22 protein-coding genes and 1 other annotated feature are annotated in these 21,966 nt (G+C 45.3%); of the genes, 5 read left to right on the top strand and 17 right to left on the bottom strand.

The genetic code is table 11. From position 1 onward, the window contains the following. Nucleotides 1-49: 49 nt before the first annotated feature. Nucleotides 50-278, bottom strand: a binding site (T-box leader). 318 nt (nt 279-596) lie between these two features. Then, nucleotides 597-2,312, bottom strand: a complete 1,716-nt coding sequence (gene acsA, locus AC1WMD_RS03880) for an acetate--CoA ligase (RefSeq protein ID WP_043905796.1) — start codon at nt 2,310-2,312, stop codon at nt 597-599. A gap of 175 nt (nt 2,313-2,487) precedes the next feature. Here acsA and AC1WMD_RS03875 point away from each other — a divergent pair, with 175 nt between their 5' ends. Genes AC1WMD_RS03875 through AC1WMD_RS03865 form a run of 3 tightly spaced genes read left to right on the top strand, consistent with a single transcriptional unit; the run spans nt 2,488 to nt 4,974 of the window. Then, entirely contained in the window at nt 2,488-3,120 is a 633-nt protein-coding gene (locus AC1WMD_RS03875; protein ID WP_043905797.1) for a GNAT family N-acetyltransferase, read from the top strand. Between the two features lie 34 nt (nt 3,121-3,154). Continuing rightward, nucleotides 3,155-3,799, top strand: a complete 645-nt coding sequence (locus tag AC1WMD_RS03870) for an acetoin utilization AcuB family protein (RefSeq protein ID WP_043905798.1) — start codon at nt 3,155-3,157, stop codon at nt 3,797-3,799. Beyond that, nucleotides 3,796-4,974, top strand: coding sequence for an acetoin utilization protein AcuC (locus tag AC1WMD_RS03865; protein WP_043905799.1), 1,179 nt, complete (start codon nt 3,796-3,798; stop codon nt 4,972-4,974). The genes AC1WMD_RS03870 and AC1WMD_RS03865 overlap by 4 nt, the downstream gene beginning before the upstream one ends. Before the next feature lie 38 nt (nt 4,975-5,012). Here AC1WMD_RS03865 and ccpA read toward each other — a convergent pair whose 3' ends face one another. From ccpA to AC1WMD_RS03805, 12 genes are all read right to left on the bottom strand, one after another. After that, nucleotides 5,013-6,008, bottom strand: coding sequence for a catabolite control protein A (gene ccpA / locus AC1WMD_RS03860; RefSeq protein WP_043905800.1), 996 nt, complete (start codon nt 6,006-6,008; stop codon nt 5,013-5,015). A 260-nt stretch (nt 6,009-6,268) separates the two neighbouring features. Then, complete coding sequence (locus AC1WMD_RS03855; RefSeq protein WP_043905801.1) at nt 6,269-7,351, bottom strand: bifunctional 3-deoxy-7-phosphoheptulonate synthase/chorismate mutase; 1,083 nt, start codon at nt 7,349-7,351, stop codon at nt 6,269-6,271. Nucleotides 7,352-7,568: 217 nt separating this feature from the next. Then, the gene (gene ytxJ / locus AC1WMD_RS03850; RefSeq protein WP_043905802.1) at nt 7,569-7,901 is read right to left on the bottom strand and encodes a bacillithiol system redox-active protein YtxJ; all 333 of its coding nucleotides are present in this window, start codon (nt 7,899-7,901) and stop codon (nt 7,569-7,571) included. Between the two features lie 5 nt (nt 7,902-7,906). Beyond that, nucleotides 7,907-8,299: a YtxH domain-containing protein gene (locus AC1WMD_RS03845; protein ID WP_043905803.1), complete on the bottom strand. Its 393-nt coding sequence runs from the start codon at nt 8,297-8,299 to the stop codon at nt 7,907-7,909. Further along, nucleotides 8,286-8,735, bottom strand: coding sequence for a DUF948 domain-containing protein (locus AC1WMD_RS03840; protein WP_043905804.1), 450 nt, complete (start codon nt 8,733-8,735; stop codon nt 8,286-8,288). The genes AC1WMD_RS03845 and AC1WMD_RS03840 overlap by 14 nt, the downstream gene beginning before the upstream one ends. A gap of 173 nt (nt 8,736-8,908) precedes the next feature. Continuing rightward, on the bottom strand, nt 8,909-10,210 hold the full coding sequence (gene murC, locus AC1WMD_RS03835) for a UDP-N-acetylmuramate--L-alanine ligase (protein WP_494256021.1): 1,302 nt from the start codon (nt 10,208-10,210) through the stop codon (nt 8,909-8,911). Between the two features lie 194 nt (nt 10,211-10,404). Further along, nucleotides 10,405-12,759 (bottom strand): DNA translocase FtsK, encoded by a 2,355-nt coding sequence (locus AC1WMD_RS03830; protein WP_494256019.1) that lies wholly within the window; start codon nt 12,757-12,759, stop codon nt 10,405-10,407. 76 nt (nt 12,760-12,835) lie between these two features. Then, a complete protein-coding gene (gene ytpR / locus AC1WMD_RS03825) occupies nt 12,836-13,441 on the bottom strand; it encodes a YtpR family tRNA-binding protein (RefSeq protein WP_043905807.1) in 606 nt (201 codons plus the stop codon). Nucleotides 13,442-13,458: 17 nt separating this feature from the next. Continuing rightward, nucleotides 13,459-14,259, bottom strand: coding sequence for a DUF1444 domain-containing protein (locus AC1WMD_RS03820; protein ID WP_494256017.1), 801 nt, complete (start codon nt 14,257-14,259; stop codon nt 13,459-13,461). Nucleotides 14,260-14,274: 15 nt separating this feature from the next. After that, entirely contained in the window at nt 14,275-14,589 is a 315-nt protein-coding gene (locus AC1WMD_RS03815) for a thioredoxin family protein (protein WP_043905809.1), read from the bottom strand. 40 nt (nt 14,590-14,629) lie between these two features. Next, nucleotides 14,630-15,148, bottom strand: coding sequence for a DUF84 family protein (locus AC1WMD_RS03810; protein ID WP_043905810.1), 519 nt, complete (start codon nt 15,146-15,148; stop codon nt 14,630-14,632). Between the two features lie 61 nt (nt 15,149-15,209). Continuing rightward, entirely contained in the window at nt 15,210-16,286 is a 1,077-nt protein-coding gene (locus tag AC1WMD_RS03805; RefSeq protein ID WP_043905811.1) for a M42 family metallopeptidase, read from the bottom strand. Nucleotides 16,287-16,416: 130 nt separating this feature from the next. On the opposite strand from AC1WMD_RS03805, the gene AC1WMD_RS03800 reads away from it, so the two are divergent. Continuing rightward, entirely contained in the window at nt 16,417-16,713 is a 297-nt protein-coding gene (locus AC1WMD_RS03800) for a PepSY domain-containing protein (RefSeq protein WP_043905812.1), read from the top strand. A gap of 42 nt (nt 16,714-16,755) precedes the next feature. Here the strand turns inward: AC1WMD_RS03800 and AC1WMD_RS03795 are convergent, their stop codons facing one another. Beyond that, nucleotides 16,756-17,601 (bottom strand): YtnP family quorum-quenching lactonase, encoded by an 846-nt coding sequence (locus tag AC1WMD_RS03795; RefSeq protein WP_494256014.1) that lies wholly within the window; start codon nt 17,599-17,601, stop codon nt 16,756-16,758. A gap of 80 nt (nt 17,602-17,681) precedes the next feature. Then, on the bottom strand, nt 17,682-18,335 hold the full coding sequence (gene trmB, locus AC1WMD_RS03790) for a tRNA (guanosine(46)-N7)-methyltransferase TrmB (protein ID WP_494256012.1): 654 nt from the start codon (nt 18,333-18,335) through the stop codon (nt 17,682-17,684). A 193-nt stretch (nt 18,336-18,528) separates the two neighbouring features. Here trmB and AC1WMD_RS03785 point away from each other — a divergent pair, with 193 nt between their 5' ends. Further along, nucleotides 18,529-18,798 carry a YtzH-like family protein gene (locus tag AC1WMD_RS03785; protein ID WP_043905815.1) on the top strand — a complete coding sequence of 90 codons (270 nt, stop codon included), beginning with the start codon at nt 18,529-18,531 and terminating at the stop codon, nt 18,796-18,798. On the opposite strand, the gene AC1WMD_RS03780 is transcribed toward AC1WMD_RS03785, so the two are convergent. Together AC1WMD_RS03780 and pulA are read right to left on the bottom strand one after the other, a co-directional pair. Further along, a complete protein-coding gene (locus AC1WMD_RS03780; protein ID WP_043905816.1) occupies nt 18,769-19,554 on the bottom strand; it encodes a phosphotransferase family protein in 786 nt (261 codons plus the stop codon). The genes AC1WMD_RS03785 and AC1WMD_RS03780 overlap by 30 nt on opposite strands. Nucleotides 19,555-19,763: 209 nt before the next feature. Continuing rightward, the gene (gene pulA / locus AC1WMD_RS03775; RefSeq protein ID WP_494256010.1) at nt 19,764-21,911 is read right to left on the bottom strand and encodes a type I pullulanase; all 2,148 of its coding nucleotides are present in this window, start codon (nt 21,909-21,911) and stop codon (nt 19,764-19,766) included. Nucleotides 21,912-21,966 lie beyond the last annotated feature (55 nt).

The following is a 21,966-nucleotide window of genomic DNA, read 5'->3' as shown; positions in this document are numbered from 1 at the left end:
TTCCTCCTAACTTTTCAATTTAAAAATAAAAACCGCACCCATCCCAAAAATAAGGGACGATTGCGGTCGTGGTTCCACCCTAATTCCGTAACATACGAAAGTGTACATTACGCTCAAAAAGATAACGGTTTTCCCGATTATGGATACTCAGGTTTATCCTTTCCCCATAATAGCTCCAAGGTGGTAAATCAATCTCTTTTCTTCAGGGCTTTCAGCCGATGACCCTGTTCTCTGGTAAGAAAATAAAGATTGATTCGTGTCCTTTTCATAGCTTTTATAATATATAATATTTGGTATATTTGGTAAATATTTTTGATGAATTATAAGGTAGGAATTCTTAAAAGTCAAGTATCTAAATTAACATTAATTTCTTAATTTAACGGGTGCTTTAGTTCAACAACATAAAATTTCGTTGTTGTAGTAAATGGGGTCATTTGTAGTACAAAAAAGGATAGATAGAGCATATATTTTTTTCTTCTCACCTATCCTTCTTTTTTTACCCTTTATAATGTGTGACATTAAATAAATAGATATTGTTATAAAGGATTCTAACCAATCCTTTGACTTTTAATAAAAGAAACCGATCAGCTTTTTTCTTAGTCTTCCATTGTCGACAAATCGCCTGTCGGCAAATTAAGCTCCCACGCTTTTAAGACGCGGCGCATAATTTTCCCGCTTCGCGTTTTTGGCAGTTTGTCACGGAATTCAATTTCCCGCGGTGCTGCGTGTGCTGCCAATCCTTTTTTGACAAACTGGCGAATGTCTTCTTTCAATTCCTCTGATGGTTCATATCCTTCCCGAAGCGAAATAAACGCTTTAATAATTTCCCCGCGCACTGGATCCGGCTTGCCGATGACGCCTGCTTCCGCTACCGCTGGGTGTTCGACTAGCTTGCTTTCGACTTCAAACGGACCGACGCGTTCCCCCGACGTATTAATAACGTCATCGACACGACCTTGAAACCAGAAGTAACCGTCTTCGTCCATATAGGCGGAGTCGCCGGAAACATACCAGTCGCCGATGAAATACGATTCATATTTTTGCGGGTTGTTCCAAATCGTTTTCATCATCGACGGCCAGCCTTTTTTGATTGCCAAGTTCCCCATCCGGTATGGCGGCAGTTCATTTCCTTGATCATCGATAATAGCTGCTTTGACGCCAGGAATCGGTTTGCCCATCGAACCTGGCTTAATTTCCATGCACGGGTAGTTGCAAATAAGATGTGCGCCAGTTTCTGTCATCCACCACGTATCATGAATGCGGCGCTCGAATACTTTCATTCCCCAGCGAATCACCTCTGGGTTTAACGGCTCGCCAACGCTAAGAATGTGGCGGAGAGAGCTTAAATCATATTTTTTAACAATTTCATCCCCTGCACCCATCAACATGCGAAACGCCGTCGGTGCACTATACCATACTGTCACGCCGAAATCTTGAATTGTCTGATACCAAGCATCCGGGCTGAAACGGCCGCCGACAATCACGTTCGATGCTCCGCATAACCATGGACCGAAAATACCGTAAGAAGTGCCTGTCACCCAGCCTGGGTCCGCCGTGCACCAATAAATATCGTCTTCTTTTAAATCCAGCACCCATTTTGCCGTTTGATAGTGCTGAATCATCGCGTTATGAACGTGCAAAACTCCTTTTGGCTTTCCGGTAGAGCCGGAAGTATAATGCAAAATCAAACCGTCTTGGCGGTCTACCCACTCAATGTCAAAATGCTTGCTCGCCTCATTCATCCGCTTCTTCAAGTCGATATATGGACCTTCTTCAACAATGTTGTCCCCGACGAGGAAAACATATTTTAATTCTGGAAGATCGTTGACTGGAACGCGCGGCAACAGCTCCGGCGTCGTGACGATCGCCTTTGCCCCGCTATCTTCAAGGCGGTCGCGCACCGCTCCTTCCATAAATGCCTCAAACAGCGGGCCGACAATGGCGCCTGTCTTAATGATTCCTAGTACGGCAAAGTACAATTCCGGAGAACGCGGCATAAATACAAATACACGGTCTCCTTTTTCAATTTCCGCCACTTGCTTCAGCACGTTGGCCACTTTATTGGACATTTCCTTCATTTCTTTAAAGGTATATTTTTCGTTTCTCGATGCATCGCGGTAATAAAGCGCTACTTTATTTTTGCGGAACGACTCCGCATGGCGGTCAATCGCTTCATACGCCATATTGACTCTGCCGGTTTCAAACCAGGAAAACTCTTTCTCTACTTCTTTCCAATCAAAATGTTTATATGTGTCCTCGTAACTTTTTAAATTATAATCCCCTTGTACGACCGGTAGCACTTCTGTTTTCATTCTCCTATCCCCCTTATGTAAATGGTTGCAATTCTATTATAGTACACAATAAATAAATTCTCAATTTTTTAAATATTTTTGTGTTATTTTTCCTTGAAATTTTTTTGACATCGATTTATCCATTGCTTTTTTATGTATAATGGAAAAAGAAAGACCAAATCCAGGTGGTGACCGAATGGAACATAAAAAAACATATAATGCCAAAGAATTAAAAACGCCGAAAGGGACGCTGATTATTGAAGGTCCGATATCGGCTGAGAAACTAGCAAGTTATGAGTTCCATCATGATTTGACATCCTTCCGCCAGCCGCAGCAGCAACATAAAGCGCTTATTGAAATTGCGAAGCTTCCAGAAGGAAGAATCATTATCGCCCGTCATCATCACACGATTGTCGGCTATGTGACGTTTCTGTACCCCGATCCGCTCGAACGTTGGTCAGAGGGAAACATGGAAAATTTAATTGAGCTCGGCGCGATTGAAGTCATTCCGGAGTTCCGCGGTTATGGAGTAGGAAAAAATTTACTGATTGTAGCGATGATGGATGACGCTATGGAAGATTATATTATCATTACTACCGAATATTATTGGCATTGGGACTTAAAGGGGACAGGGCTAAACGTATGGGAATACCGGAAAGTAATGGAGAAAATGATGAACGCTGGCGGACTTGTTTGGTATGCTACCGATGACCCAGAAATTTGCTCCCACCCGGCCAACTGCTTGATGGTCCGCATCGGCAAACGAGTCGATCAAGAGTCGATCCAAAAATTCGATCGTCTTCGCTTTATGAACCGCCATATGTATTAAATCATGTTTTTGACAACAAAGGGGGAGAGGAAAAATGATTGTCGAGCAAATTATGAAAACGCCCGTCATCACTTTGCAACCGACTAATACGATTGCCGAAGCGATGCAGTTAGTACGGCAACGCCGTATTCGTCATATTCCAATTGTCGATGCCGAAAACCATGTTGTCGGCATTGTGACCGATCGCGACATCCGTGATGCAAGTCCTTCCATTTTTCATATCCATGAACACCTCGAAGATTTGCAAAAACCGATCAGTACGATTATGAAAACCGACGTTATCGTCGGACATCCGCTCGATTTTGTCGAGGAAGTGGCGGCGCTGTTTTACGAACATAAAATCAGCTGTCTGCCGATCGTCAAAGACCGCAAACTGGTCGGCATTGTAACGGAAACCGATTTATTATACACGCTCATCCAGCTCACGGGCGCGCATCAGCCGGGCTCGCAAATTGAAATTAAAGTGCCCAATGAAAGCGGGATGTTAAGCAAGGCAGCAGCGATTATTGCCAACCGGCATACCAATATCGCCAGCGTTCTTTTATATCCCGATCAAGATGAAAATTACAAAATCCTTGTGTTTCGCGTGCAAACAATGAACCCGATCGGAATCATCAACGATTTAAAAAATGCCGGCTACACCGTATTATGGCCGAACTTGCCGGGGGTTTCATCATGAAAAAAGACTGCGTGTTTGTTTACAGCGACGATTTTCTCCAATATAAATTTCATGACGAGCATCCGTTTAACCAGCTGCGGGTCAAGCTTACGTACGATTTGTTGCGCGCGATGAACGCTTTAGAAGATGAACAAATTGTGGCACCTAGAATCGCAACGGATGAAGAGCTTTCCTTAATCCACGACCGTTCCTATATCGAAGCGGTCAAAGCGGCGGGAAGAGGAGAGCTGCCTGAATCAATCGCCCTAAATTACGGGCTTGGAACAGAAGATACCCCCATTTTTCCGAATATGCATGAAGCAAGCGCTCTATTAGTCGGAAGCACCTTAACGGCGGTCGATTATGTGCTGACGGGAAAAGCAACGCATGCGCTAAGCCTTGGTGGCGGGCTTCACCACGGCTTTCGCGGCAAAGCATCGGGCTTTTGCATTTACAATGACAGCGCTGTCGCGATCAAATACATCCAAGAAAAATATGGGCTGCGCGTACTTTATGTTGACACCGATGCCCATCATGGAGACGGCGTACAATGGGCTTTTTATGACGATCCAAACGTATGTACATTTTCGATTCATGAAACGGGACGCTACTTATTCCCAGGAACAGGAAATGTAAATGAGCGTGGGCACGGAGCAGGATACGGATATTCGTTTAACATTCCTGTTGACGCATTTACCGAAGATGAATCTTGGATTGACGCCTATACGCAAGCATTGCGGGAAATTGCCGACTTTTTCCGTCCCGATGTCATTTTCACACAAAATGGCGCGGACGCCCATTATTACGATCCGCTTACTCATTTATCCGTAACAATGAAAACGTACCGCGTGATTCCAAAGCTCGCTCATCAAATCGCCCACGAATATTGCGACGGGCGCTGGATTGCTGTTGGCGGCGGCGGTTATGATATTTGGCGTGTCGTTCCGCGGGCATGGGCGCTTATTTGGCTGGAAATGACGGAACAATCAAACATTTCCGGCAGCTTACCAACATCATGGCTTGACAAATGGCAAACGCTTTCACCAGTTCCATTGCCACAAGCATGGGATGACCCGGAATCGCTATACCCACCAATTCCGCGCAAAGCGGAAATTACCGAAAAAAATGCACAAACGGTCGAAAAAGCGCTGTACCCGATTCGCAGTCAGCGGCAAAAAACGAATCAAGCCACATAAAGAAAGGGGCTTAACCAATTTGGTTGGGCCCCTTTTCGTTATTTCGTCGATTCACGATATTCGATGCGATGCGGCAAGACGACAATATGGTTTTCCACCTGTTCTTTATTCATATATTTGGTCAATAACCGCATCGCCACTGCACCGATATCATACATCGGCTGCACTACCGTCGTTAGACGCGGGCGCACCATCGTCGCCAGCCGCGTATTATCAAAACCAACTACCTCTAATTGATCCGGAACGCTCACACCATGGTCTTGCGCGCTATGGATAATGCCGAGCGCCATCTCATCGGTTCCGGCGAACACGGCGGTTGGCTTCTTTGCCAATTCGGCGATTTTTTCATACGCTTCAATGCCGGAATCATAGGAATTATCGCCTTCAATTACAAGCTCTTCTTCATAGGCTATTCCATGCGTTTCTAAAGCGCGGCGGTATCCTGCCAGTTTCTTTTGGTTAATCGGATCGTCCGTCGGTCCTGTCACATAAGCAACCCGCTTGTTTCCTTTTTCGACAAGATAAGCAACCGCTTCAAAGGCAGCTTGTTCATAATCGATGTTCACGGATGGAATCGTGTTGTTTGGTTCAATCGTAGCCGCAAGCACGATCGGCACCGGCGATTTTTGAAATTCGTTGACATGCTCTTCCGTAATCGTTCCGCCCATAAATAAAATGCCATCGACTTGTTTAGCCAGCATCGTATTAAGCAAATGCAGCTCTTTTTCCTTATTTTGATCGGAGTTGCTTAAAATGATGTTGTATTTGTACATCGTTGCAATGTCTTCGATGCCGCGCGCCAGCTCAGCAAAAAAGATGCTAGAAATATCAGGAATAATCACTCCGACCGTTGTCGTTTTTTTGCTAGCCAGTCCGCGTGCCACCGCATTCGGACGGTAGCCTAAACGTTCGATCGCTTCCAATACCTTTTTTCTTGTGGATGGCTTTACGTTCGGGTTTCCGTTTACGACACGGGAGACCGTCGCCATCGATACGTTTGCTTCCCGCGCCACATCGTAAATCGTTACGTTCATGGATTTCACTCCTCTTTTTATAGGTCAACATCAGCATCGATTGGTATTTTCCTCACCGGATGTAAAAATATCATAAAATACATTATGGCTGAAGCGCAACGAATTGGCAACTATTTTGCTATTGTGTTCACAAACAATTCATGAATTATCTTATGTATATTGTTACCCTTCTGCTTGTTTCCTATTTTCCCATGCAGCACATATTTTTCCTGAAAACAAAAAAATTCCCCCTCAAGCAGATTGCCAGAGGGGGACCGATATTACGCTCTTACCATTTGTTGCTGGAACGCTCTTACCTCTTCCATAAATTCGTTAAATTGGGCAATATCCATTTGCTGCGCCGAGTCGGACAGCGCCACCGCCGGGTCTGGATGCACTTCGGCCATTACCCCGTCGGCGCCGATCGCCAATGCGGCTTTGGCACAAGGGATGAGCAAGTCACGACGTCCCGTCGAATGGGTAACATCGACCAATACCGGCAAGTGTGTTTCTTTCTTTAAGATCGGCACCGCCGAGATGTCTAGCGTATTTCTTGTTGCCCGTTCGTACGTGCGAATGCCGCGCTCACATAAGATGATTTGTCCATTTCCTTGCGACATAATGTATTCCGCCGCATTAATAAACTCTTCGATTGTGGCCGCCAGCCCTCGTTTTAATAAAATCGGCTTATTCACTTGACCGGCCGCTTTTAACAGTTCAAAGTTTTGCATGTTACGCGCGCCAATTTGAATGACGTCAATATAGTCAAGCGCGATTTCGATATCGGCAGGGGTGACGATTTCACTGATTACTGCCAAATCAAACTCATCAGCGATTCGTTTCAAAATTTTTAATCCTTCTATACCGAGCCCTTGGAAGTCGTATGGCGATGTCCGCGGTTTGTATGCGCCGCCGCGGAGCAGTTTTAAACCTTGCTTTTTCACCGCTTCCGCAACCGCCGCGACTTGTTCATAACTTTCCACCGCGCACGGTCCCATAACGAAATATTGCTTGCCGTCGCCGATTTTTTCTCCTTTTACTTCGACAATCGTGTTTTCTGGATGTTTTTTGCGCGATACAAGCAATGCTTTGCGATGATCGTCTTTTTGCAGTTCTAGGCCGGCTTTAAAAATTTCTTTAAAAATATGCTGCAACGTTGATGTTTCAAACGGTCCGTCGTTATGTTCAGAAATTAAATCAAGCATTTTCCGCTCGCGCACCGGGTCGTAGCGATGCGTCCCTTGCGTTTCTTTAATTTTCCCGATTTCCTGAACGAGTTTCCCCCGCTCATTAATCAATTTTAAAATTTGCAAGTTAATCTCATCGACCTTCGCCCGCAGCTCATCTAATCTCTCATTGCTCATGCTTCCTCATCCTTTCGTCAAGTGTAATACAATTTTTGTAATTAGTCATTATTATAATGGATAGAGGAACGATTGTCACCAAAAATTCGCTTTATTTATTAAACGCTTTTAAGTGATAAAGCGTTTTATGAAAAACAGCACAGGAAAATGGTCACAGGAAGAAATTAGCTGCCACAAAGAGAGAAAAACTATGGCGCCTTCGGTTGAAGACGCCATTTTACGCTTTGATCACTTCTTTTACTAACGAATCATATGTGATATTCCAGTGGGATGTGTGCCATACGACAGCTCCATTTTCAAACAGCAGCGCTTGCGGCGATTCGTGTTTGACGCCAAACGTTTCGGCAATATAGTTCGAAAGCGGGCGCGCTTCTTGCACATATAAATAATACGTATCCACTTCCGGATAATCGGAAACAAACTTCTCATATTCGCGAAACGCCGCTTGGCTGATCGGACATGTGAGGCTATGCTTGATGAATAGAAACCGTTTCCCTGCTTTCATCACTTCTTCAAATTGCTCAATCGTCTCCAGTTTCTCCATTCCCACGGCGATCACTCCTCATTTTGTTTTTGCAGCTTTTGTTCAGCGTCATTGAACGCTTCTTCTGCTTCTTTTAACAGTTTTTCGATATTTTCCTTATCCTTTTCGCTTGCAGACGACGGAATCGGAATGGTCATCGGCTCCGGTGTCGTTTCCACCGTTGCAGAAGTGGTTGGTTCATTCGTTTTTCCAAGCGGAATAAATTTTGCGACCTCCTTTGTTTTTTCTTTCGCTACTTCAAGCCACTCCGTCGCTGTCGTTTTCACCGGTTCCAATTTTCCTGTTTCATTCATTTCCGCAATCCACTGCTTCCCTTTTTCACTTGTCAAAAACACGGCTGCCGCCGCACCGGCAATCCCGCCAACAATGGCTCCAAGCCAAAATCCTCCATTATTTTTTGCCATCCGGTACAACCTCCTTTGTCTTTTTTTGTTTTCTTTCTCTCCATTTTTCCCATATTTCGATAAAAGCATTTCCCAATTGCATGACTTTTACCACTTTTTCACGATGGGTTTCTACTTTCGTCGTCACTGCGGACGAAAATTGCTGCAGGGAACGGTTGAACGACTGGACGGTGGCACCGACATCGCTGACAGCATGGACGAGCGAATTCAAGCCTTCCACTTTTTTCAGCACATCGTCTGCAAGCGCGTTCGTTTTCTGCAAAAGCTGCGTTGTTTCCGCCGTAATGCCTTGCACTTCTTTGTCCAAGTGGTCAATGGTCGCCGTCAAGCGGCGGATGGTTTCCTGCAATACCGTCAATGTTCTGGCAATATAGATGACTAATATGAAAAAAGAAATGGCAATGAGCGCGATGCTGGCGTATAAAATAATTTTCACCAAAACTTCCTCCTTGCTGCTTCGCTTTACTTTTCCATTACCCATAATTTTCTTTTCAAACGTTCGACGCCGATGCGACAAATTCCTGCAAAATATTCAATATCAAGGCGGACAAAAAACGAGCCGGCCAAAAGAATGCCTAGCTCGCTTGTTCTTTTTCAAGTCATCTTGTATTAGGAATGAACAGTTCGCTCATACGCTTCCTGAAACTTTTGAATATCGCCCGCACCCATAAAAATGAGCACCGCGTTGTCATGCTGCTTTAATATCGATGTATTATCTTCTTGAATGAGGCGGGAGTTTGGAATTTGCGCCTGCAAATCGTGAATCGACAGTTTGCCGTGATGCTCGCGCGCCGAGCCAAATATATCGCATAAATACACGTGATCGGCCCGTTGCAAACTCTCGGCGAACTCCCTTAAAAACGTCTGCGTCCGCGTGTACGTATGCGGCTGGAAAATCGCCACGATTTCGCGACCGGGATATTTTTGTCTTGCCGCCTCAATCGTCGCAATAATTTCTCGCGGGTGATGGGCGTAGTCATCGATTAAAATTTGGTTGCCAAGCACTTTTTCACTAAAACGTCGCTTTACTCCTTGGAACGTTTTCAACCGTTCTTGAATGATGCCGACGTCTATCTCCTCATAATGGCAAAGCGCGATGACGGCAAGCGCGTTTAAGACGTTATGGTCACCGAAACGAGGAATGTCGAACGATGCAAAAAACGTATTGCGGACAAACACGTCAAACGATGTGCCTTCCGTTGTTTTAACGATATTGCGCGCTTGGAAATCATTATCATCACCGAATCCATAAAATAAAACGGGTACTTTTGCCTGAATTTTTTGCAAATATTCATCATCCCCGCAAGCGATAATCCCTTTTTTCACTTGCAATGCCATTTCTTGAAACGCAGAAAACACATCATCAATATTGGCAAAATAGTCGGGATGATCAAAATCAATGTTCGTCATTATTGCATAATCTGGAAAATAGGATAAGAAATGGCGGCGATATTCGCATGCCTCAAATACAAAATATTTGCTCCCTGCAATTCCTTTTCCTGTTCCATCGCCAATTAAATAGGATGTTGGATGCGCCCCTTGCATCACATGGGCGAGCAAACCGGTCGTCGTTGTTTTTCCGTGCGAACCGGTAACCGCAATGCTGGTAAACTTTTGAATAAACTCCCCTAAAAAGCGATGATACCGGATGACAGGCACCCCTAATTCATGTGCAGCTTGTATTTCCTCATGTGTATCCGGAAACGCGTTCCCTGCAATCACCGTATAGCCTGGCTGAATATTTTCCTTGCTAAAGGGCAAAATCGGAATTCCCCGCTCCTCTAATGCTTTTTGCGTAAAAAAGCGCTTCTCGACATCCGAACCTTGCACCGTATAGTTCATATCGTGAAGAATTTGCGCCAACGCGCTCATTCCCGTGCCTTTAATGCCAACAAAATGATAAACTGTCATCGCTAAGCCCTCCAACAATCGTCTATCTGTAAGACAGTATATGATATTCATCTAATTTTGCCATATATTTCATTTTACGATATAGCACCACATTTCATCATTATAACACGGTCCAACCTTAAAAACTATCGCGCACCGGAAGCAGGGACTATCCTTCTTATTATTCGTCCATGATAGGATCCATACACTTACGGTCATATCATACTATTTTCTTGCCAATTCGCCAATTCCTCTTCCGTAATTAACACCTCTCGCGGCTTGCTGCCGCGCGCTTCGGAAATAATGCCTTGCTGCTCCATCATTTCGATTAAACGGGCGGCGCGGTTATAGCCGATACGAAAATGTCGCTGCAAACTGGATGTGGAAGCTCCTCCTTGTTGAACGACAAATTGGCATGCTTCATAAAAAAGTTCGTCTTCTTCCTGTCCGATCGCTGTCTTTTTTACCAAATCGTCCTGTTGAAACAAATAGGAAGGCGCCATCTGCGCTTTCACATGAGCGACAACCCGTTCAATTTCTTCGTCTGATACAAAACTTCCTTGCAGCCGGACCGTTTTCGACGAACCGTTTCCCAAAAACAGCATGTCGCCGCGCCCAAGCAATTTTTCCGCGCCGTTTGCATCAATAATCGTACGCGAATCCACTTGGGAAGAAACCGAAAAAGCGATTCGCGTCGGAATGTTCGCTTTAATTAAACCAGTAATCACATCGACAGACGGACGCTGAGTGGCGACAATTAAATGAATGCCACACGCCCTTGCTTTTTGCGCGAGGCGGCAAATCGCTTCCTCGACATCGGCCGGAGCCACCATCATTAAATCGGCCAGCTCGTCGATAATAATGACGATATACGGAAGATGGTGCTCTAGGCTGCCCTTTTGTTTCACCAACTCATTATATTTTTGGATATCTCTAACACCTGCATGAGCAAACAGTTCATAGCGCCGCTCCATTTCCTCCACTGCCCATTTCAGCGCACCCGTCGCCGCTTTGACATCGGTAATGACCGGGCTGACAAGATGCGGGATGCCGTTATACGGGGCAAGCTCGACCATTTTTGGATCAATTAGCAGCAATTTCACTTCATGCGGGGCGGCTTTATACAGCAAACTGACAAGCATCGTATTAATACATACGCTTTTTCCCGAACCGGTCGCTCCGGCAATTAATCCGTGTGGCATCTTTTTTAAATCGGTGACTGCCGGCGCCCCCGATATATCGAGCCCAAGCGCGACCGTCAGCGGCGATGGACTGTGGCGGAACGCCTCGCTTTCTAAAATTTCGCGAATAAGCACAGGGCGGCTTTTTACGTTTGGAACTTCAATGCCGATCGTGCGCTTTCCCGGAATCGGCGCTTCGATGCGAATATCTTTTGCCGCCAAATTTAGTTTAATATCATCGGCTAAATTTGTAATTTTGCTCACTTTCACCCCTAAATCCGGCTGCACTTCAAAGCGCGTTACCGTCGGTCCTTGTGTCGTATTGACGACTTTCGCGCCAATGTGAAAACTGGCAAACGTCCGGTTCAGCCGCTCACATTGCTCGCGAATCCATTGCTCATCGCTTTCGTGCCGCTGTTGTGGACTCTCTAATAACGACAGGGGCGGAAATTGATATCCGCTGTTAGCAGATTGCCTTTTTTCTTCCCACTTTTTCCGGTCTTGCTTTAGCATGATAACATTGTAAGGAATGCGGGAACGCCGCGGAGAAGGACTCTGTTTTACTTCATAGCCGCGTTTGGAATCATTTTCTTCCTCTTCCTGTTCAGGCTGCTCTGCTTCTCGGATAAGCACCTCTTTTTCCTCGTCTGTCGTTTCTTGTTGTTCTTCGCCACTGTTTAGTAAATCCGTTTCTTCCTTCTCTTCTTGAACCGCTTCGACACCTATCTCTTTTTCGCTTGTATGTAAGCATTCCGGAGTCGCCAAACGTCCGCCTGTTTCCTCCTCTTCTGATACAGAGATGGATAACTTATCATCTTCGGTATAGGATGGCAACTCCCATTCGATCACCGCATCACTCTTTTTTGTTACTTTTCTATTATATCCATAAATAGGCGACGGCACATCGGAAGGACGAAATGCCTTTTTGTCATCGACCTGTCCGCTTTGGTCGTATTTTGGTACATAGCTGCGGGACGAGATGGACAACTTATCATCTTTCGAATAGGAAGGCAGCTCCCATTCGATTACAGGATCGTCTTTTTTCGTCATTTTTCTATTATATCCATAAATAGGCGACAGCACATCGGAAGGGCGGAATGTTTTTTTGTTATTGTCCTGCCTGCTTTCGTCGTGTTTCGGTACATTGCGGCGGAGCGAAACAGCTTGGCCGTTTTCCTCATATTCCTGCCCTAATGATGAGAAGCGTCGTTCCGCTGGCCGGTCATCCGGAATAAGCGGAAAACGAAAGTTCCCTTTTGGGTATTGATACAGTACTTTCACATCCAGTTGGGAAGCCGTCGGCCGGCCGCGGTGCTGCTGACCGGCGGAAGCAGTTGGTTCCTCGTCTGAATCCAGCCAGTAGCGGATCATCCGTTTAAGCCATTTCATCGCTAAATCACTCTTTCTGTTCCATTCGTTTTCGGAAAAAAAGTCACTAGAAACCAGTCTAGTGACTATCGTATTATTACCAAGTAAATGGCCGCCCTACTTCATACTCATCAGGTAATACTAAAATGCCTTTTTCTTGCGGAGCGTTTGGCAATTCCAATTCCCTTGCCGAACAAATCATTCCGTATGACGGGACTCCACGCAATTCCGTTTCCTGAATGACAAGCCCGCTCGGCATGACGGCGCCGATTTTAGCAACCACGACTTTTTGCCCTTCCGCCACATTTGGCGCCCCACATACAATTTGCAATACTTCTGTTCCGACATCGACTTGGCATACGCTCAGTTTATCGGCGTTCGGATGTTTCTTTTTCTCTTTCACATAACCAACGACAAACTTTGGCGAAAGATCGGCTTCGATCGTTTCGTTCCAACCATTTTTTTTCAATATCTCGTTAATGGCAGAAACAAGCTCTTCATTCAGCTCCAACAACCCATTTCCATTAAAAGGATGATAAGTGGAAGCCTGAAAAATGTTATAGCCTGCCGTTTCTCCTGTTTGTTCATCAAAGATGCGGACAACATCACCTTTTTTTTCGAATGCCCGCTGCTCCGACGGAATCGGTTTTACAGAAACAAGCAGTACATCGCCGACCCCTTCTTGATTGTAAAATACGTTCACGGTAAGCCACCCTCTTTCTATTTTTTGCGATAATTTTTCCCTAAAATAAAAATCGGCTCTAATTTTCCGTCTTCATATAGAAATGATAATGCAGTAATCGGCACTCGTCCGTTGGCAAAAAAGCTCATTGTCATTTGCGCCAGCACATCATATCCGACTTCGTTTTGCAAATCGGCAATAATGAGCACATCTTGATGAGGCACGGCGAGCGCCATCGTTCCTGTAACTTTCTTTCTCATTTTCGCCAAAAAAGCATCATTTAAAATCCGGCTTGCGTCATAGCCGTCATTCGTATTCACAAAATAAAACGTGTTTCCGGCAACTTTGTCCTCTTTGACGCTCACATCGAGCGAGCGGACGTTAAAACGGGCGATTTGCTTTATTCGTTCTTTGTCCCATTGTTCCTGCTCCACCATCTTTTCGTCAATGAGACGATACGTATTTCCTAAATCGAGCGCATAATAAATGCGCGTTTCCGCCGTATGATCGTCATAAAGAAGGGGAATTCCTTCTTTCGTTTTCGTCGGAAACGAGGTGGAACGAATCACCGGATAAATCTCTTTTTCTTTGCCGGAAAGCGTATGCTCCTCATGCATCGTATGTAACGTTTGTTCCACGTAATATATCATTTCGTTAATCGCTTCCTCTTTTTGTTCGTGCCATTTCGCAATGACACCGGGAAGCGAAATGGTGACTCCTTTTTTCGTTTCTTTTGCTTCAATGCGGAGCGTATCGTTCTTCCGGTCCAATTGGAAAACCCAATCATGATGATGGGCAAGCCGTTTTTTGATTTCCTCATACATTTGTTTGCTGTCCATCGCCGCGCCCCCTAGCTATGACAAGCCACGGATAAACTGCTCGACTTCCTCTTTCGTTTTGCGGTCTTTGCTGACAAATCTGCCGAGTTCTTTTCCATGGTCATAGGCAATAAAGCTTGGAATGCCAAACACATTTTCTTGCTGGCATACTTCAAGCAATTGGTCACGATCGACATAATAAAACTCATAATCGGAAAACGTTTTTTCGATTTCCGGCAGAAACGGCTGAATAAAGCGGCAGTCTGGGCACCAGTCTGCCGAAAACACAAAAATCGCTTTTTTTGTATTTTTCACATTTTCATATTGTGCCGCTGTTTCAATTGCTTTCATCCATGAAACTCCTTTCTATACCCTTTTATCATATCGTGAATCAACGATTTTGACAAAAAAATTGATATTGACCGGCAAGAAGCTGAACGATGTGGCGAAACATGCTGGCTCTATCAACATGGCCGTTCGTAAATACGCCGATGGCACCTTCCTGATGGCGAATGTTTCGTTTTCCTGTATATTCCACCATGACGTCACCAAGCTCTCTGCCGCTGCGAATTCCTTCTGCCACTTCAGCAGGGAGGGGTAGGCGCGCCCCGCTGGCGGTAATGACAGTGCCGTCCCTGTCGACAAGCGCTCCCCAATTGCACAGCCATAGCTCTCCATCGATCTCCATTACGCCGCCTTCCAAACCGATGCCGATATCGGCCTGCTCTTTTTCTAGCGCATGTTTGGCGCGATTGATTGCGCCTTGACGCGTTTCTTCATCGGAAAGCGGTTGGGCGGAAACGCCCGATGGCACATTCGTTGGGATGAGCGTATAACGATCTGGAGCAAAAACTCCCCGAACCGCTGCTACTTTCGCTTGATTGGTAGTGCCGATTGCAATGATTTCCAACTCATTTCACTCCTTTGTACGGAAAAAGAGAAGTCTTGTGGCGCAAGACTTCTCAGCTTGTTTAGCTATTTTTCTTAATCGCGTCCACCGTGGCCCGGTCACAGCGCTTGACAAGCTCAATAAGCAGTTTTTTTGCGGCTGCATAGTCATCGACATGAATAATGGACGCATGTGTATGAATATAGCGGGAACAAATGCCGATGACAGCTGATGGCACGCCGCTGTTTGCGATATGTACGCGCCCGGCGTCCGTTCCGCCTCCTGGCATAGCGAAAAATTGATATGGAATGCCATGCGTTTCTGCCGTATCTAGCACAAATTCGCGCATGCCGCGATGGGTGACCATCGAGCGGTCATAAATGCGGACAAGCGCCCCTTTACCAAGGTGGCCAAATTCCTTTTCATCTCCCGTCATATCGTTGGCCGCGCTTGCATCTAGCGCAAAAAAGATATCGGGCTGAATCATTGTCGCCGCCGTCTGCGCCCCGCGCAGTCCGACTTCTTCCTGAACCGTAGCCCCGGAGTATAATACGTTTGGCAGTTTCTCATCTTTCAGCTCTTTCAGCAATTCAATGGCAAGCCCGCATCCGTAGCGGTTGTCCCACGCTTTGGCCAAAATTTTTTTCGGATTGGCCATCGGGGTGAACGGACAAATCGGTACGATTTGCTGGCCTGGTTTAATGCCCATTTGTTTCGCGTCTTCTCGGTCATCGGCGCCGACGTCAATGAGCATGTTTTTGATCTCCATCGGTTTGTTGCGCTGTTCTTCGTTTAGCAAATGCGGCGGGACCGAGCTGACGACGCCGATGACCGGACCGCGGTCGGTGATAATTTGTACGCGCTGCGCCAATAATACTTGATTCCACCAGCCACCGAGCGGTTGAAAGCGGATCATGCCGTTGTCGGTAATGGCAGTGACCATAAATCCGACTTCATCCATATGTCCGGCCACCATCACGGTAGGGCCGTTTTCATCGCCGCGCTTGACGCCAAAAATGCTGCCAAGCCGGTCCTGCACCACTTCATCGGCGTATTTTTCCAGTTCCTTACGCATAAAATGGCGCACGGCATGTTCATTTCCTGGCGCTCCCGGCAATTCCGTCAGCGTTTGAAACAATTGAAGTGTCTCCACATTCATCTTCACTAACCCCTTTTTCTTCTTGACTTTATTGTAACGAACCTCGAAATAGTTTTCCACTTTTCTTATCTTTGCCGCCAAAATGCGATATACTAAACGGTATCAAATGCAAAGAGGAGGTTTTTATGTCATGAGTTGGAAAAAGTTTATCACCGGCGCCGCGCTTGGTTTTGCCGCTGCCTACGCCATTAAGACACAACTGGATCGGCAGATGATTTCTTCAGAAAAAGCGCTTTCTTTAGCAAAGGCGGCGTTTGGGCAATCCGGGCCGATCAGCGGCTCCTGGATTCAAACCACACCAGAAACGTATGAAAAAAACAACATCCGCTATACTGTTTATAAAGGCGGTATTTGCCGCGATGCTGCCCAATATGAATTTGTCATCGACGCCTACACGGGAACGATTATTGACACCAGGCCGATATAAGCGGGGGATGCTGCTTTCGAAAGCATCCATCCGCACTCACACTTACGAGTGACTCCGCTTTACGTGTGCGATGATGTTTCCATTTTCATCCCACTTTAGAGCGCGATAATACGCATCATGATAAAACGTAAACCACGCCTGTTTTTCAATGCCATATGGAATCCATTTTTGTTTCGCAAAAATAGACGTCATCGGATAATCGTCGTATGCCATCACCCATAGTACATTTTGGTGGGCGTGTGTCCCTAGCAGATCAGCCATATGAATTGCCATTTCCCCGTCCGACTCCATTACGATGATCGAGTGTCCGTCGCTATGCCCGCCTGTATGTATCATTTTAATGCCATTGGCGACTTCCTTTTCTTTTTCAAACGGAACGACTTGTTCGGCAATCGGCTCCCAGTTTTCCTTCCAATATGTATTGCGTGAGCGGATGTTTGGTTGTCTCATTTCATCCCATTCCACTTGCGACGTAATAATTTGTGCGCGCGGAAACACCGAAACGAGCCGTTCGCCTTCCCATTTGGTTAAACCGCATGCGTGGTCAAAATGCATATGCGTTATCATCACGATATCAATATCATCGGTTGTTAAACCGAGCTCGTGAAGTGATTGCTCGAGCGATGATTCTTCCGTAACGCCGAAATTGCGCTTTTGTTTGTCCGACAATTTGCCGTTGCCGATACCGGACTCAATCAACATATTTTTTCCATCCGCCTGCACAAGAATAGGATCGGTGCGCAGTTCAATTTGATTATTGTCGTTGCATGGATACTTTTTCGACCAAAGCGGCTTTGGAACGACCCCAAACATCGCGCCGCCATCTAAATGTGTTACCCCTCCGTTTAACCATGTCAATGTGATTTTTCCTACTTTTAATTGTTCCATTTTCCCATCACCTCGTTATTTAGTGTAACACTTCCGCAAATATTTCGAAAACAAAAAAAATAAAAGGCTTAGACAGCCTTTTACGCCAAATGTTTCGGCGGATATTTTGCTTCACACCGATAAATGCGGTTCCCTTTTGCCGCAAATTTTTCCTCGTATTCGGTCATCACATTTCCAGCAAAATCGCTATGATGCAAATCTAAACTGACATGCGTCAGCACTAAGCCATATTGGGAAAAGCTTACAAGCGAATATTCAAAAAAGCCTTGATTATCCGTTTTTAAATGAATCTCTCCCTCGTCCACCAACACTTTTTCATACAGTTCCAAAAAAGCCCGATAAGTTAGGCGTCGTTTCTCATGCCGTTTTTTCGGCCACGGATCGGAAAAGTTTAAATAAATGCGCTCGATTTCCCCCCCGGCGAAAAAATTCGCCAAATCTTTCGCATTGACATTTAACAACCGTACATTCGGCAGTTCACTTTCGATGAGTTTATCAAGCGCAGAGACAAGTACGCTCGGATATAGTTCAATGCCGATGTAATTAATATGGGGATGCAATTTGGCCATTTCAGTGATAAACTTCCCTTTGCCAGTACCAATTTCAATATGGATAGGGTGATCATTGCCAAATACTTCTCTCCATCTCCCTTTATATTGTTCCGGATGAGGAATCACATAATTTGGGTAAGAAGCGATTTTTTCTTTAGCCCATGGTTTGTTACGTAGACGCATACTGACACCTCTATTTTTTGTTCATCGTTGTCAACGATACCACGAATGCATATTCCTATGCAAGCCAATAATCGGAAAGCATAAAAAAACACAGCCGCACATACGACTGCAAAAGGTGACAATCATAAACTCTGCTGTAGAAGTACATATTATAAAATGCAGCGCATATTTTTTAGAAGGATGGTGGTAACCATTGCCACTAAATCATTATCATCAGATCACCATATTAAAAGACATTTTATCGGAACACCAAGCCGACTGCTGCGGCACCGTTTCCGAATGCGAACAAATTGAGCGGCTTGTCAAATCATTGCTGGGAAATGAACAAGTGCATCCGCAAGTCAAAAGTATCCTTCCTGATATTTACGCATATGGGCAAAACGGAAAATACAGCGCTGATTTAAACTCACACATTTTATCCCATCAGCAGCAATTATCGGACTGGGTCAACCAGCTTACGTAGGAAATGCAGCGATTGTTGCATTTCCTTTTCCGCATTTTTTTTCTTTTGCCATATAAGCGAATAAAGGGTTTGCACGATCGTATACCATTTCATGCGCAGACGTAGGCTGTCAGTTAGTTCAAGACCATAAAGTTCCAGCCATTCTTCCCATTTTTCTTCCGGAATATAGGAGTAAAGAAGCATGCCTATATCAATAGCGGGATCGGCGATCATCGCACCGTCCCAATCAATTAAATACAATTTGCCGTCTTCGGCAAGCAGCCAATTGTTATGGTTAATATCGCAGTGACAGACAACATACTCATCACATTGCAAGGAAGATAAGTGCTGTTCGAGCCAGTGAAACGCTTGACCGATGAATGGATTGGCAAACGCATGACGAGCAAAGTATTCTTTTAGTGTTTCTAACATCATTTCTGGCCGCAACGGAGTTTTGCCGAGCCGCTTCAGCATGGTCACTAAGTCTTTGGAACGGTGAATTTTGCGCAGTAAGCTCGCTACTTGTTCACTTCCCATCTCATGCGGCTTTAATTCCCTGCCGTTCAGCCACTGTTGTGCGGTAAATACATCCCCATTTTCCAATCGTTTCGTCCAAACTAATTTCGGGACGATTCCCTCCGCTGACAAAACCGCAAGAAATGGGGAAGAATTACGTTTTAAAAACAACTTTTTCCCTTCATATTCCGCAAAATAGGCATCTCCCGTTGCGCCGCCAGCCGGAGTGATGTCCCACTCCTTCCCTAATAACTGTTCCAAAGCATGTTCACCTTCGACTTAAAAAATAAGAGACAGCGATCACCTGATTCCGTATTTTCAGACAATAGCTGTCCTACTAGATTTTATACATTTTTTGTAAATAAAAAGGACGGCTGAACCACGTCCTTATCCGTTCATTTTACTTGTATTATACTGAAATATAGTCACTTCTTGCAAATATTTTATGTGAGTTTCAAAAAACAGGAAAATTATATTTGTTTCACAAGCACCCATGTTCCAATTCCATCGACGCTTATTTTTTTCTGTACGGAAAACAGCGGAACCGTTCCACTGCGAACCCCGTCGCAAAGCACATGCCATTGATCTTCATCGGGAAGAAACACATCTTGCTTTTCTTCTTGGTTATGATGAATGACGATAATATCACGCCAAGGCCCATATTGCTCCACACTGCGAAGATGATAAGCGATTACAGATGGCGGCAGTGGTTCAAGAAAAAAAAGGTGATGGTTTACTTCCGTGTCAGTAGAAAATCGAAAAGCGCGATGGGATTTCCGCAGTTGAATCAGCCCTTGAATGTAGCGGATATCATCCTCATGCTCGCTCTTTCGGACCCAGTCGATTTGATTAATCGAATCAGGAGCGTTATAGCTGTTGTCTATTCCTTGTTTCGTTCGGTAAAACTCTTGTCCGCTATGCAAAAATGGAATTCCTTGCGAGAGCAGAACGATCGCGGTCGCTAATTTTTGCCGCTTCTTCCGCGTTTGTTCATTTTCATGGCTGTTTGCTGTTTCCATTTTATCCCATAGTGTGTGATTATCATGACATTCGACATAATTCACGGTTTGCAGCGGATGAAGAAACATTCCACCTTTTTTGCGAATGCTTCCGCTAATTGCCACTTTCACCTTTTCGCGATGATCGCAATTGCCAAGCGCGAATCCTCTGTCCGGCAGCTGAAACGTACTTCCTTTCACACTATCGCGAAAATAATCGTTAAAATAGGCAATGCGCGGCAGCTGTTCGGCATTATACATCGTTGCTTTTTGCTTGGACGGCAGCGGTGTCGGCAAATCCCAGCCTTCTCCAAATACGAGAATGAACGGGTCGAGCGCATCGAGCGTTTCGCGAACTGCTTTCATTGTTTCTACATCTAAAATTCCCATTAAATCAAAACGGAATCCATCAACATGGTACTCCTCAGCCCAAAAACGAACCGAGTCCACGATCCATTTTCGCACCATTTTCCGTTCGGAAGCAATATCATTTCCAACTCCGGTGCCATTAGTGGGATTACCGTACTTATCATAACGGAAATAATACCCGGGAACGATTTTCTCGAAGGAAGACTGTTCCCGTACATAAACGTGGTTGTAGACTACATCCATAATGACGCGGATGCCGTTTTCCTGTAGCGCGCAAATCGCGCGTTTTAACTCGCAGATGCGCGCATACGGGTCCGTTGGATCGGTCGCATAGCTTCCTTCCGGTGCATTATAATGAACTGGATTATAGCCCCAGTTATATTGCCGCAGCGGGTCGCGTTCATCCACCCCGGCGAAATCATTAAACGGCAGCAGTTCAACATGCGTAACACCTAATTCCTTTAAATAGGAAAGCCCCGTTGTCGTCTGATTTGGCCCCTTTGTATCAAGTTCGGCCAATCCTAAATATTTTCCTTTATGGACTATACCGCTTTCGGGATGAATGGTAAAGTCGCGGATATGCATTTCGTAAATAATCGCGTCAGCCGGTGAAGAAAGCGGAGGGAGAGGCGGCTTTTCCGTTCGTGTTTTCGCCAAATCAACAATCACTCCATACTCCCCGTTGACAGAGACGGCCACCGCATACGGATCCACCGCTTCGCGCCAAATTTTGTTTACACATACGACGTAAGTGTAATACATTCCTTCCAAATCGCTGAGTACGGTTGTCGTCCATACTCCTTTTTCCAGCCGCTCCAGCTCTATATATTCGGCCGCGTTCGTTTGCGGTTGAACTAGCTTTACTTTCACCTCTGTCGCCGTCGGCGCCCAAATGCGGAAAGTCGTTTTTTCCTTTGTATACTCTACACCTAAATCGCCGTCATAAAAAAAATGGTCATCAAATGCCGCTGTCCGCACGACTGCGCCAATTTGCAAATCGGTCGCTTCTCCTTGATGATCATAAAGAAGATATTCCCTTCCTATTTCAATCGGGATCGTACATAAACATTCGTATTTGACACTTTCCCCTAAATCCGTTTTTCGCTCTATGGCTAAAGGATGCCGCTTACCATATGGCGTTTCTAACGTAAAAGTTTGCATTTCTCCATTGCAATACGACTTCGGCACTAACACCGTCACCATATTCATTGCATCTAAATATGCGGCAAATTTCCGATTTATATCTAGCAAATCTGCTCACCTCCCTTTTGATACAGGCTGTGTTATTATCATACGTGAAAGAAAA

Source organism: Parageobacillus sp. NEAU-HV-2 (assembly GCF_059115485.1).
The sequence above is the reverse complement of the archived record's forward strand: the minus strand, read 5'-3'. Positions and strand labels throughout refer to the sequence as shown.

Excerpts from the sequence above, each read along its gene's own strand:
- acsA (WP_043905796.1), bottom strand. The coding sequence starts at position 2,312 with ATGAAAACAGAAGTGCTACCGGTCGTACAAGGGGATTATAATTTAAAA.
- AC1WMD_RS03875 (WP_043905797.1), top strand. The coding sequence starts at position 2,488 with ATGGAACATAAAAAAACATATAATGCCAAAGAATTAAAAACGCCGAAA.
- AC1WMD_RS03870 (WP_043905798.1), top strand. The coding sequence starts at position 3,155 with ATGATTGTCGAGCAAATTATGAAAACGCCCGTCATCACTTTGCAACCG.
- AC1WMD_RS03865 (WP_043905799.1), top strand. The coding sequence starts at position 3,796 with ATGAAAAAAGACTGCGTGTTTGTTTACAGCGACGATTTTCTCCAATAT.
- ccpA (WP_043905800.1), bottom strand. The coding sequence starts at position 6,008 with ATGAACGTAACGATTTACGATGTGGCGCGGGAAGCAAACGTATCGATG.
- AC1WMD_RS03855 (WP_043905801.1), bottom strand. The coding sequence starts at position 7,351 with ATGAGCAATGAGAGATTAGATGAGCTGCGGGCGAAGGTCGATGAGATT.
- AC1WMD_RS03845 (WP_043905803.1), bottom strand. The coding sequence starts at position 8,299 with ATGGCAAAAAATAATGGAGGATTTTGGCTTGGAGCCATTGTTGGCGGG.
- murC (WP_494256021.1), bottom strand. The coding sequence starts at position 10,210 with ATGACAGTTTATCATTTTGTTGGCATTAAAGGCACGGGAATGAGCGCG.
- AC1WMD_RS03830 (WP_494256019.1), bottom strand. The coding sequence starts at position 12,759 with ATGAAATGGCTTAAACGGATGATCCGCTACTGGCTGGATTCAGACGAG.
- AC1WMD_RS03820 (WP_494256017.1), bottom strand. The coding sequence starts at position 14,259 with ATGGACAGCAAACAAATGTATGAGGAAATCAAAAAACGGCTTGCCCAT.
- AC1WMD_RS03815 (WP_043905809.1), bottom strand. The coding sequence starts at position 14,589 with ATGAAAGCAATTGAAACAGCGGCACAATATGAAAATGTGAAAAATACA.
- AC1WMD_RS03805 (WP_043905811.1), bottom strand. The coding sequence starts at position 16,286 with ATGAATGTGGAGACACTTCAATTGTTTCAAACGCTGACGGAATTGCCG.
- AC1WMD_RS03800 (WP_043905812.1), top strand. The coding sequence starts at position 16,417 with ATGAGTTGGAAAAAGTTTATCACCGGCGCCGCGCTTGGTTTTGCCGCT.
- AC1WMD_RS03795 (WP_494256014.1), bottom strand. The coding sequence starts at position 17,601 with ATGGAACAATTAAAAGTAGGAAAAATCACATTGACATGGTTAAACGGA.
- trmB (WP_494256012.1), bottom strand. The coding sequence starts at position 18,335 with ATGCGTCTACGTAACAAACCATGGGCTAAAGAAAAAATCGCTTCTTAC.